At 69.9% G+C, this 12,251-nt stretch carries 7 protein-coding genes; 5 read left to right on the top strand and 2 right to left on the bottom strand.

Annotated elements, in window-relative coordinates:
• Nucleotides 1-41: 41 nt before the first annotated feature.
• Nucleotides 42-629, bottom strand: coding sequence for an IMPACT family protein (locus L880_RS0104765; protein WP_027474697.1), 588 nt, complete (start codon nucleotides 627-629; stop codon nucleotides 42-44).
• Nucleotides 630-708: 79 nt separating this feature from the next.
• Here L880_RS0104765 and L880_RS0104760 point away from each other — a divergent pair, with 79 nt between their 5' ends.
• A complete protein-coding gene (locus L880_RS0104760; protein WP_027474696.1) occupies nucleotides 709-1,383 on the top strand; it encodes a DsbA family oxidoreductase in 675 nt (224 codons plus the stop codon).
• 32 nt (nucleotides 1,384-1,415) lie between these two features.
• Here L880_RS0104760 and glnE read toward each other — a convergent pair whose 3' ends face one another.
• Nucleotides 1,416-4,133, bottom strand: a complete 2,718-nt coding sequence (gene glnE, locus L880_RS0104755; RefSeq protein ID WP_157462603.1) for a bifunctional [glutamate--ammonia ligase]-adenylyl-L-tyrosine phosphorylase/[glutamate--ammonia-ligase] adenylyltransferase — start codon at nucleotides 4,131-4,133, stop codon at nucleotides 1,416-1,418.
• Nucleotides 4,134-4,258: 125 nt separating this feature from the next.
• On the opposite strand from glnE, the gene L880_RS0104750 reads away from it, so the two are divergent.
• Genes L880_RS0104750 through L880_RS0104735 form a run of 4 tightly spaced genes read left to right on the top strand, consistent with a single transcriptional unit; the run spans nucleotide 4,259 to nucleotide 11,956 of the window.
• Entirely contained in the window at nucleotides 4,259-8,365 is a 4,107-nt protein-coding gene (locus L880_RS0104750) for a YhdP family protein (protein ID WP_027474694.1), read from the top strand.
• Nucleotides 8,362-9,177, top strand: a complete 816-nt coding sequence (locus tag L880_RS0104745) for a carbon-nitrogen hydrolase family protein (RefSeq protein ID WP_027474693.1) — start codon at nucleotides 8,362-8,364, stop codon at nucleotides 9,175-9,177. The genes L880_RS0104750 and L880_RS0104745 overlap by 4 nt, the downstream gene beginning before the upstream one ends.
• Nucleotides 9,178-9,197: 20 nt before the next feature.
• The gene (locus L880_RS0104740) at nucleotides 9,198-11,279 is read left to right on the top strand and encodes a two-component system sensor histidine kinase NtrB (RefSeq protein ID WP_245614987.1); all 2,082 of its coding nucleotides are present in this window, start codon (nucleotides 9,198-9,200) and stop codon (nucleotides 11,277-11,279) included.
• A gap of 47 nt (nucleotides 11,280-11,326) precedes the next feature.
• The gene (locus tag L880_RS0104735) at nucleotides 11,327-11,956 is read left to right on the top strand and encodes a response regulator transcription factor (protein ID WP_027474691.1); all 630 of its coding nucleotides are present in this window, start codon (nucleotides 11,327-11,329) and stop codon (nucleotides 11,954-11,956) included.
• The last annotated feature ends 295 nt before the right edge of the window (nucleotides 11,957-12,251 follow it).

Below are 12,251 nucleotides of genomic sequence, written 5' to 3'. Positions count from 1 at the left end.
TTTGAGCACAGTGCGTGGGCGGCGGCGTGCCGGTGTCGGCATCAGTCGGTGAGCCAGGCCAGGCGGCCCTGACCCAGCTCGTTGAGTCGCGCCACCAGGGCGGCGCTGGCCGGCTCGGGCAGGCTGAAATGCAGGGTCACCACGCTGCCGTGCTGCACCTCGCCGAGCTGGGCCTGGTGCTGCTCCAGCTCGCGCCGCACGCTGCCTTCGAGCGCGTAGGGCACGCTGCAGGCCAAGGCGCGCATCTTCTGCAGCGTCACCTTGGGCGCCTGCAGCAGGGCCTGGGCCACGGCGTCGGTGTAGGCGCGCACCAAGCCACCGGCCCCCAGTTTGACGCCGCCGTAATAGCGCACCACGGTGGCCAGCACGCCTTCCAGGTCCTGGTGGCGCAGCACGTCCAGCATGGGGCGGCCGGCGGTGCCGCCGGGCTCGCCATCGTCCACCGCCGCCGATTGGCCGCCGGCCAGCAAGGCCCAGCAAACATGGGCTGCACCGGGGTGCTGCTGGCGCAATTGCTGCACCACGGCCTGGGCAGCGGCCCGGTCGCTCATGGGCTGGACGCAGCCGATGAAGCGGCTTTTCTTGATCAGCAGTTCGCTGTGGGCGGGGGCACTGAGGGTTTGGGGCATGGGGGCAAAAGCTTAACGCAGACACGATGGCGGCGAATCCCCTACCATGCAGCCATCCTCCCGAATCCCAAGCTGCGCCATGAGCACCACCACCGCCACTGTTCCCGCCACCCTGAAGATCGATTTCGTGTCCGATGTGTCCTGCCCCTGGTGCGCCATCGGCCTCAACGGCCTGCAGCAGGCCCTGGACGAGCTGCAGGGCAGCGTGCAGGCCGAGCTGCATTTCCAGCCCTTCGAGCTGAACCCCAACATGGGCCCCGAAGGGCAGGACATCGCCGAGCACCTGGCCGAGAAGTACGGCGCCTCGCCCGAGCAGAGCGCGGCCAACCGCGAGGCGATCCGCCAGCGTGGCGAGTCGGTGGGCTTTCGCTTTGACATGGCGGCCCGTGGCCGCATCTACAACACCTTCGACGCGCACCGCCTGCTGCACTGGGCCGAAGGCCAGGGCCCCGGGCGCCAGCTGGCGCTCAAGAAAGCCTTGTTCGAAGCCTATTTCAGCCAGGGGCAGAACCCGTCCGACCCCGAGCTGCTGGTGCGCCTGGCCGCCAGCGTGGGCCTGGATGCGGACCGGGCCCGGGCCATTCTGGCCAGTGATGAATTTGCCGCCGAGGTGCGGGCCCAGGAGCAGCTGTACCAGGGCGCGGGCATCCACTCGGTGCCGGCCGTGATCGTGAACGACCGCCACCTGATCCAGGGCGGCCAGCCGCCTGCGGTGTTCGTGCAGGCCTTGCGCCAGATCGCGGCCGGGGCCTGAACCCGGGCGCCCGCATTGACGCCCGGGCGGGCTCAGCCGCCCAGCACCGCCGCGCTCAGCGCGATGATGGCGTCGCGCTCGGCCGCCACCTGCTCCGGTTCGACCTGGGTGGGTTCTTCGTTGAGCCGCGCCTTGTGCTGGATGCGGCGCAGCTCGCGGTAGGCTGCCGCCGCGCGCTCGCCCACCCCGGCGGGCAGCAGGCCGCAGGCCTCGGCGCGCTGCAGCAGGGCGATGTTGCCCACGTTGTCGCGCAGCTCCGGGTGGCTGGCCGATTGGGCCAGCACCAGGTATTGCACCGCGAACTCGGCATCCACCATGCCGCCCTGGCTGTACTTGACGTCGAAGCGCCCGCCGCGCACCGTGTGGGCGCCCCGCACCCGGTTGCGCATGCTCACGATCTCGTCGCGCAGGGCGGCCGCATCGCGTGGCGCGGTGATCACCGCTTCGCGCACGGCATCGAAGCGGGCCTGCAGGCCGGGGCTGCCCAGCACGAAGCGGGCCCGTGTCATGGCCTGGTGTTCCCAGGTCCAGGCGGTGTTGCTGCCGCGCTGCTGCTGGTAGTTGGCATAGGCCTGGAAGCTGGTCACCAGCAGGCCCGAGTTGCCGTTGGGGCGCAGCGCGGTGTCGATCTCGAACAGATCGCCTTCGGCGGTCTTGACGGTCAGCCAGTTGATCAGCTTGCGCACAAAGGCGGAGTACACCTCGGAGGCGCGCTCGTCCTCGTCTTCGTAGACGAACACGATGTCCAGATCGCTGCCGTAGCCCAGCTCCTTGCCGCCCAGCTTGCCATAGCCAATGATGGCGAACTGCGGCAGGTCGGCATCGGTGCGGTGGCGGTTCTTCAGCCGCTCCCAGCACCAGCGCACGGTGATCTGCAGCAGGGTGTCGGCCAGCGAACTCAGGTCGTCGGCCACCTGCTCGACGCTGAGGCGGCCTTCCACATCGCGTGCCAGGGTGCGGAACACCTCGGCATGGTGGGCGCGGCGCAGCAGGTTGAGCAGGGTTTCGTCGTCGTCCTCGCCGGTCGAGCGCAGCGAGCCCACGCGTCGGGCCAGCTCGTCCTTGAGGTCGGCCGCCGAGAAGCGCTCGGACAGCATGGCGTCGCTGGCCAGCTCGTCGATCACGCCGGGGTGTTGCAGCAGGTAGCGGGCCGGCCAGCGGGCCGCCCCCAGCAGGTGCATCAGCCGCTCGTGCACGGCCGGGCGCTCCAGCAGCATGGCCAGGTAGCTTTCGCGCCGCAGCAGGGGTTCCAGCCAGTTGATCAGCTGCACCGCTGCGGTTTCGGTCACGCGGCCTTCGCGCACCCACAGCGCGCTGCGCTGAATCAGGCGGATCAGCCGGGCGCGGGCGTCTTCACGCAGCGCCAGCACGCGCGGGTGGCCTTGCCATTCCTGCACCCGTTCGCGCAGGGCCGGCGGCAGCTTGTCGAGCAGGCCCTCGATGTCGGCCGGCACCGCGCCGGCCTTGGCGCCGCAGCTGCCGCCGCGGCAGCTCTTGCGCTCTTCGCTCTGGCCCAGCAGGGTGTCGAACTCCTGCGCCACCAGCTCGCGGTGGGCATCCAGCTCGTGCAGAAAGGGGCAGCAGTCGGCAAAGCCCAGGCTGTGCGCGATCCAGTTCAGGTCTTCGTCCTGGGTGGGCAGCAGGTGGGTCTGCTGGTCGTCCAGGAACTGGATGCGGTGCTCCACCCGGCGCAGGAAGGTGTAGGCGCCCGCCAGGGCGGTGGCGGTCTCGGTGGGCATCAGGCCGGCATGGGCCAGGCGCTGCAGGGCCTCGAGGGTGGGGCGGCAGCGCAGCTCGGGGTATTGGCCGCCGCGCACCACCTGCAGCAATTGCACGGTGAACTCGATCTCGCGGATGCCGCCGCGCGACAGCTTCACGTCATTGGCGCGTGCCGGGTGGCCGGCGCTGCGCCGTGCGGCATGCTCGCGGATCTGGCGGTGCAGGATGCGCAGGGCCTCGAACACGCTGTAGTCGAGGTAGCGGCGGAACACAAAGGGCAGCACCACGCCGCGCAGGGCCTGCACGCCGGTGCCGGCCAGGCAGCTGCGCGGGGCGATGACCCGGCTCTTGAGCCAGGCAAAACGCTCCCACTCGCGGCCCTGCACCTGGAAATACTCCTCCAGCGCCGACAGCGACACCGCCGCCGGGCCCGAGTTGCCATTGGGGCGCAGCGCCAGGTCGACGCGGAACACAAAGCCGTGCTCGGTGGTGTCGCCGACCAGGGCGTAGATCATCTTCACCGCGCGGCCGAAATACTCCTGGTTGGACAGGCGCCCGCGCCCATCGGGCAGGCCGGCCGTCTCACCATCGTGGTCGTAGACGTAGATCAGGTCGATGTCGCTGGACACATTCAGTTCGCGTGCGCCCAGCTTGCCCATGCCGATCACCCACAGCTCGGCGCGCTGGCCCTCGGGCCCCAGGGGCGCGCCGTGCCGGCTGTCGAGTTCGGCCTGCACCTCGGTGCAGGCCACGTCCAGGGCCAGCTCGGCCAGCTCGGTGATGCCGCGGGTGATGGTGGCCAGGCCGGCCTGTTGGTCGCAGTCGAGCACCACCAGGCGCTCCATCACCAACTGCCGCAGCACCCGCAGGGCCGCGCCGGTGTCCAGCGAGCGCTGGCGCAGGGCCTGCAGCGCCTCGCGCATCGTGGCATGGGTGGGTGGCCCCGGGGGCAGCAGGGGCAGCAGATCGGCATAGCGCCGGTGCAGGCGCTGCACCAGGCGGGACTGGGTGGAGAGTGGCTGTGTGCTCATGGGCCCTCGGATCAGACGGGTGGATGCCCGGCGGGCATGCAATTCATTAACAAAACTTCACGGGGTGCGCAAAAAACCGTGTTTCCGCTGCGGGTCATAATTCCTGCCACATATCAACAAGCGCCATGAACGACCCGAAACCCATTCCCTCGCGAGGGCTGAAGCTGTTTTCAGCCCTGACGCGCTGGGCCCTGGGGGCGTTGCTGGCCTTCTGGCTCATCCTGGCAGCGTCCTGGGGGGCGTTGCACGGCTGGATTGTGCCCCGAATCGCAGAGTTCCGCCCCGCACTGGAACGCCAGGCCAGCCGGGCCTTAGGGCTTCCCGTGCGCATCGGCCACATCAGCGCGCGCAGCGAGGGCCTGATCCCCACCTTCGAGCTCGAAGACGTGGTGCTGTCCGACCGCGAAGGGCGCGAGGCGCTGATCCTGCCGCGCGTGGTGGCGGCGCTCTCGCCGCGCTCGCTGTGGAACCTGGGTTTCCAGCAGCTCTACATCGAACGCCCCGAGCTGGAGATCCGCCGCACCCGGGAGGGCCGGCTGCGCATTGCCGGCCTGGAGATCGACCCCGCCAGCCCGGGCGATGACCGCATCGGCGACTGGGTCTTTTCCCAGGCCGAGCTGGTGGTGGCCTCGGGCATCGTGCACTGGAGCGACGAGCTGCGCGGTGCCGAAACCTTGAGCCTGTCCGACGTCAACGTGGTGCTGCGCAACAGCCCGCGCCGCCACCTGATGCGGCTGGACGGCACGCCGCCGCCCGATTGGGGTGAGCGCTTCACGCTGATGGGCCAGTTCCGCCAGCCGCTGCTGAGCGTGCACCGGGGCCATTGGCGCGACTGGAATGGGCAGTTGTTCGGCAGTTTCGACCGCGTCGATGTGGCCCGCTTGCGGCGTCAGATCGACCTGGGCTTTGAAGTGGCCAGTGGCCAGGGGGCCCTGCGCGTGTGGGCCGATGTGGCCAAGGGCCAGTTCACCGGCGCGGTGGCCGATGTGGCACTGTCGGATGTGAACGTGCAATTTGCCCCCGATCTGGAGCCGCTGGCGCTCAAATCAGTGCAGGGGCGTCTGGGGGGGCACCGACTGGCGGGCGGCTTCGATGCCTCGACCACAGGCCTGCAGTTTCTGACCGCCGACGGTTTGCGCTGGCCGGGCGGCAATGCCTTTGTCAGCTACACCCAGCCGGGCCCAAGCCAGAGCGCCAAGGGCGAACTGCGGGCCGATCGGCTGGACCTGGCCGCCCTGAGCCAGATCGCCAACCGCCTGCCCCTGGGCGAGGCGGCGCACCGCTGGCTCAAGGGCCAGGCGCCGCGGGGCCTGGTGGAGTCGGTGCAGGCCCAGTGGCAGGGCCCGGCCGACGCCCCCGAGCGCTTCAACCTGAAAGGCCGGGCCAGTGGCCTGGCGTTGGCCGCGCACGATTCGGTGCCCGGTGTGGCCGGCCTGGACCTGGACTTCGACCTGAACCAGGGTGGGGGCAAGGCCACCGTCAGGATCAACAACGGCCAGGTCGAGCTGCCCGAGGTGTTTGATGAGGCCCTGCTGCCGGTGGACCAGTTGCAGGCCCAGCTGCAATGGCAGCACCAGGGCGAGCAACTGGCGCTGCAGGTGGCCGATCTGCGCTTTGCCAATGCCGACCTGCGCGGCGAGGGGCGCTTGCAGTGGCACAGTGGCGAGCCTGGCAAGGCGCCGGGCCGGGGCCGCGGCCCCGGGGTGCTGGACCTCACGGCCAGCCTCAGCGAGGCCGATGCCACGCGGGTGCACCGCTACCTGCCGCGCGGCCTGCCCAAGGATGTGCGCGACTACGTGCGCGAGGCCGTGACCGCCGGGCGCATCGGCCGGGCGCAGTTCCGCGTCAAGGGGGATCTGCGCGATCTGCCGTTTGCCAACCCGCGCCAGGGCGAGTTCCGCATCAGCGCCCAGGTGCGTGAGGCAGGCCTGGCCTATGTGCCCAAGAGCCTGATGCCGGCCGGCGCCGCCCCCTGGCCGGCCTTGGCGCGCCTCAATGGCGAGCTCATCTTCGACCGCCAGAGCATGCACGTGAAGGGCGCCACGGCCCAGTTCGCCGGCCTGCCCGATCTGCAGGTGGTGCGCGTGGAGGCCGACATCCCCGATCTGATGCACACCGTGGTCGGCGTGGACGCCACCGTGCGCGGGCCGCTGGCCGACGCCCTGGGCATCGTCAACAGCTCGCCGCTGAGCCGCATCACCAACCAGGCCCTGGCCCAGGCTGTGACCACCGGGGCGGCCGAGGTGAAGCTCAAGCTGGCGCTGCCGATTGCCCAGATCGAGCGCAGCAAGGTGCAGGGCAGCGTCAGCTTCACAGGCAACAACGATTTGCGGGTGGTGCCGCAGGCGCCCCAGTTGTCGCGCCTGCGGGGCAGCGTGGCGTTCTCCGACACCGGCTTCCAGCTCAATGGCGTGCAGGCAAGGGCCTTGGGCGGAGACGTGCGGCTGGAAGGCGGTCTGCGCCCGCCGCCGGCCGGCACCCAGCCCCCCGACCCGGTGCTGCAGCTGCGCGCCAACGGCACCTTCAGTGCCGAGGGCCTGCGCCAGGCCGGTGAACTGGGCTTTGTGGCCGGTTTGGCGGCCCAGGCCACGGGCAGCGCCCCCTACTCCCTGGTGCTGGGCATGCGCCGTGGCCAGCCCGAGATCCAGGTGCAAAGCAGCCTGCAGGGCCTGGCCCTGAACCTGCCCGCCCCGCTGGGCAAGACGGCCGATGCCGTGATGCCGCTGCGCTTTGACAACAGCCTGCTGCGCGAGGCACAGGTCCAGGGGCCGCTGCGCGACCAGCTGCTGGTCGAGCTGGGTCGCCAGGTGCAGATCCATTACGTGCGCGACATCGCGGGCGCCCAGGCCCGTGTGCTGCAAGGCAGCATCGCGGTCGGGCTGGGGCCGGGTGAATCGGCCCCCCTCCCCGAAAGCGGCGTGATGGCCAGCGTGCACCTGCCCCTGGTCGATCTGGATGCCTGGGAGCATGCGCTCACCCGCGCCGGCGGCCCGGCCCGTCCCACCGGGGCGGCGGCGTCGTCGGGCGGCGAGGCCAGTGCCCAGAGCTACCTGCCCACCGCGCTGGCCGTGCGTGCCGACGCCCTGGTCTTCGACGGCCGCACCCTGCACCAGGTGGTGGTCGGCGGCTCGCGCGAGGGCCTGGTGTGGCGCGCCAACCTGGACGCCGCCGAGCTCAATGGCTACCTCGAATACCGGCCGCCCGGCGGTGTGGGGGCCGGGCGCCTGTTTGCCCGGCTGTCGCGCCTCAAGCTGGCACAAAGCAACCAGAGCGAGGTCGAGGCCCTGCTGGACGAGCAACCCACCAGCATCCCCGCGCTCGACATCGTGGTCGATGATTTCGAGCTGCGCGGCAAGCGCCTGGGCCGGGTCGAGATCGAGGCCGTGAACCGGGGCGGTGAGGGCGCGCAGCGCGAATGGCGCCTGAACAAGTTCAACATCCTCACCCCCGAGGCCACGCTCACGGCCACGGGCAACTGGGCCAGCCTGCCCCTGCCCACCACCGGGCCGAGGCTGCTGTCCGAGCGCCGCCGCACGGTGATGAACTTCCGCTTCGACATCCGCGACGCCGGCCAGTTGCTGACCCGCCTGGGCATGCCCGGCGTGGTGCGCCAGGGCCATGGGCCGCTGGAGGGCCAGGTGGCCTGGATGGGCTCGCCGCTCACGCTCGACTACCCCAGCATGGCCGGTCAACTCAGCATCCAGATTGAAGGCGGCCAGTTTTTGAAGGCCGACCCGGGCCTGGCCAAGCTGCTGGGTGTGCTCAGCCTGCAGGCCTTGCCGCGGCGCCTGACGCTGGACTTCCGTGACGTGTTCAGCCAGGGCTTTGCCTTTGACCTGGTGCGCGGCGACGCCCGCATCGAGCAGGGCATTGCCAGCACCAACAACCTGCAGATGAAGGGCGTCAATGCCGCGGTGCTGATGGAGGGCAAGGCCGACCTGGCCCGCGAGACGCAAGACCTCAAGGTGGTGGTGGTGCCCGAGGTGAACGCCGGCACCGCCTCGCTGGTGGCCACGGCCATCAACCCCGCCATCGGCCTGGGCACCTTCCTGGCCCAGCTCTTTCTGCGCAAGCCCCTGATGGAGGCGGCCACGCAGGAGTTCCACATCGATGGCACCTGGACCGACCCGCGCATCGTGCGCCAGACGCACAGTCCGCGCGACAATGCCACCGTCAACACGCCTGTCAATACGCCTGTCAACACGCCGGTCCCCGCAGGAGTCAAACCATGAAAGTCGCCGCCCTTCAGATGGTGTCCGCCACCACGGTCGAGGCCAACCTGGCCCGCGCCGGCCTGCTGCTGACCCAGGCTGCCGAGGCCGGGGCCGAGTTGGCCGTGCTGCCCGAGTATTTCTGCCTGCTGGGCCGGCGCGACACCGACAAGCTGGCCGTGCAGGAGGCCCCGGGCCGGGGGCCGATCCAGGACTTTCTGGCCCAACAGGCGCGCACCCTGGGCCTGTGGATCGTGGGCGGGACCCTGCCGCTGTCCACCGGCCAGCCCGAGCGCGTGCGCAACAGCAGCCTGGTGTGGTCGCCCACGGGTGAGCCCTTGGCCCGCTACGACAAGATCCACCTGTTCTGCTTTGACAACGGGCGCGAGCGTTACGACGAATCGCGCGTGCTGGAGGCCGGCACCGAGCCGGTGTGCTTCGACCTGCCCTCGCGCGATGGCCACCGCTGGCGCATCGGCCTGTCGGTCTGCTACGACCTGCGCTTTCCCGAGCTGTACCGCAGCTACGCCGCGCAGGGCGCCGATCTGCTGCTGGTGCCCAGCGCCTTCACCGCCACCACGGGCGAGGCCCACTGGGAGCTGCTGCTGCGCGCCCGCGCCGTCGAGAACCTGGCCTATGTGCTGGCGCCCGCCCAGGGCGGCGAGCACGAGAACGGCCGCCGCACCTGGGGGCATTCCATGCTGGTCAATCCTTGGGGCCAGGTGATGGCCTGCCAGCCCCAGGGCGAGGGGGTGGTGCTGGGTGAACTGGAGCGCGACTCGTTGGCCACCTGGCGACAGCAACTGCCCGCCCTGGGCCACCGCGTGCTGTGAGCGCGGCCGAGTTCGGGGCCATCCACGGTCCGTTCCGGGCGCAGGGCTGGCGGGCCCGGCTGCTGCCCCTGGGCTGGCGGCGCTGGACGCTGTGGCTGCTGCTGGCCGCCCTGGTGCTGGTGATGCTGGGCATCATGGTCTACCTGGCCGGCCGCTATGAGGCCAGCCAGGTGCAAAGCCGCCTGGAGCGCGACACCTCAGACGCGCTGAGCGACATCCGCGGCGGCCTGACGCGCAATGTGCAAAGCCTGCAGGCGCTGCAGTCCAGCAACCCCACCCCCAGCTCCTGGACCATCGATGCCGCCGAGATGCTGCGCCAGCACCGCGAACTCATGCGCATCGAGTGGCGCGACGCCGGCCTGCACACCCTGGCCCATGTGGACACCCCCTACCGCGGCAAGCTGTTCGGGCGCAGCGGCGCCGAGGGCCCGGGCGGACGTGACCGGGCGCAGACCGATGTGGCGCTGGCCTGCGCCAATGCGCGGCGCTTCAACGGGCCGGCCTACTCCAGCTCGTATTTCGTGCCCAGTTCGGACGGCCTGGGCCTGGAGGTGATCGAGATGTGCCTGCCGCTGATCAGCTCGGGGCGCATCGCGGGTTATGCGGTGGCCACCTACGCCTTGCAGGAGGTGCTGGCCAACCTGGTGGGCCGCCAACTGGCGCGCAGCCAGGAGATCTCGTTCACCGAGGCCGACGGCACGCGCCTGGCCCTGCACGGCTCGGCCCGGCGCGGGGTGCGCATGTTCACCGCCCAGCAACTGCTGGACTTGCCGGGCAACACCCTGGTGCTGCGCCTGGACAGCTGGCACAGCGCGCCCAGCCTGTTCCCCAATGTGATGACGGCATTGGTCACGGCCATGGCGATCGCCCTGGTGTCGGTGCTGGTGCTGCTGGCCAAGGACACGCGCCGGCGCCTGGCGGCCGAGCGCGATCTGGCCGACGCCCTGGCCTTCCGCAAGGCCATGGAAGACTCCCTGGTCACCGGCTTGCGCGCGCGCGACCTGCAAGGCCACATCACCTATGTGAACCCGGCTTTCTGCCAGATGGTGGGTTTCAGCGCCGAGGAACTGCTGGGCCACGGCGTGCCCGCCCCCTACTGGCCGCCCGACCGGGTGACCGAGTACGAGCAGCGCCAGGCCATCCGGCTGGCGGGCAATGTGCCGCCGCGCGAGGGCTTCGAGTCGGTCTTCATGCGCAAGGACGGCACGCGCTTTCCGGTGCTGGTGATCGAGGCGCCGCTGATCAATGCCCAGGGCCTGCAGACCGGCTGGATGAGCGCCTTTCTCGACATCAGCGAACAGCGCCGCATCGAAGAGCTGTCGCGCGCCTCGCAAGAGCGCCTGCAGGCCACCGCCCGCCTGGCCACCGTGGGCGAGATGGCCTCGCTGCTCAGCCACGAGCTCAACCAGCCCCTGGCCGCCATCTCCAGCTACGCCACCGGCTCGATGAACCTGCTGCGCCACCAGGGCGCCAGCGCGCCGCCCGACCTGGACATGGCCCTGCGCCGCATCGCCGAGCAGGCCGAGCGCGCCGGCCGGGTGATCAAGAGCGTGCACGACTTTGTGCGGCGGCGCGACCAGGCCCGCGAGCCGGTGGCGGCCCGCGCCCTGCTCGAAGCCATCATGCCGCTGGTGACCCTGCAGGCGCGCAAGCTCGGTGTGCGCGTGATCACCGACATCGAGCCCGGCCTGCCCGAAGTGCTGTGCGACCGCACCATGGTCGAGCAGGTGCTGCTGAACCTGGCGCGCAACGGCATGCAGGCCATGGAGCCTTGCGAGCTGGCCCAGCGGGTGCTGCGCATCGAGGCCCGCAAGGCGGCCTCGAACGAGTCCAGCGGCTGGCTGGAGTGGCGCGTGATCGACCACGGCCCGGGCATCCCGAAAGAGGTGGGCGAGCAGCTGTTTACGCCTTTCTTCACCACCAAGGCCGAGGGCATGGGCCTGGGCCTGAGCCTGTGCCGCACCGTGGTCGAGCAGCATGGGGGTTACCTGGGCTTCGAAGCCCAGGCGCCAAGGGGTACCATCTTCAGCTTCACCCTGCCAGTGAAAAAAGGCCCCTCGCCCGAGGCCGCCGTTGCAGTAGCAGTGACGGCGGCGGTCTGAGCCCGGCTTGTTCATTGTTTTCTTTTTCGACCTGACGAACCGACTCCATGGAACCCTCGCCCGACGCCACCGTTTTCATTGTGGATGACGACGCCGGTGTGCGCGACGCGCTGGCCTGGCTGCTGCGCTCGCGCCACCTGCTCAGCGAGGTGTTCGAAAGCGCCGAGCAGTTCGACGCCGCCCTGCGCTCGCGCCCGGCCCCCAGCCACCCCTGCTGCCTGCTGCTCGATGTGCGCATGCCCGGCATGAGCGGGCTGGCCCTGTTCGACCAGTTGATCGAGCGCGGCCTGCAGGCGGCCATGCCGGTGATCTTCCTGACCGGCCATGCCGATGTGCCCACGGCGGTGGATGCGGTCAAGCGCGGGGCTTTCGATTTCTGCGAAAAGCCCTTTTCCGACAACGCCCTGGTCGACCGCATCGAACAGGCCTTGCAGCGCTCGGCCGAGGTGCTGGCGCAGCACCGGCAGCACCGGGGTTTGCAGGTGCGCCTGACGGAGCTGACCGAGCGGGAGCGCGATGTGATGCGCCTGGTGGTCGAGGGGTTGCCGAACAAGCTGATTGCGGATCAGCTGGACATCAGTGTGCGGACGGTGGAGGTGCACCGGTCGCGGGTGTTTGACAAGATGAATGTCAAGTCGGCTGTTGAGTTGGCCAACTTGTTGCGGAGTTTGGGGTGATGTGGCTTGGCCACTTGTTTGTGGGTTCTGTGTTGCCGCTGCGCTCTGTTCGTTCTGCTGTTGGTTTCAGGTCGGAGGCCGGGATTGCGCCCCGGCGGGCGCCTCACTTTCTTTGTCTCGCCAAAGAAAGTAAGCAAAGGTCGCGCAGCGGGGATTCGCTCACTTCGCGCAGCGAAGTTATGCGAATACCAAAGGCGACCCGACGTGCACGCCCTGCTGCGCAGGGTCCGCTGCGCTGCTCAACTTGGGCGGGGTCTCGCTAAACTCGCTGCGCTCAAACAGACGCGAGCCCTTT

It is taken from the genome of Curvibacter gracilis ATCC BAA-807 (assembly GCF_000518645.1).
Lineage (GTDB): Bacteria > Pseudomonadota > Gammaproteobacteria > Burkholderiales > Burkholderiaceae_C > Curvibacter > Curvibacter gracilis.
This window is presented reverse-complemented; position numbering and strand designations above follow the sequence as displayed.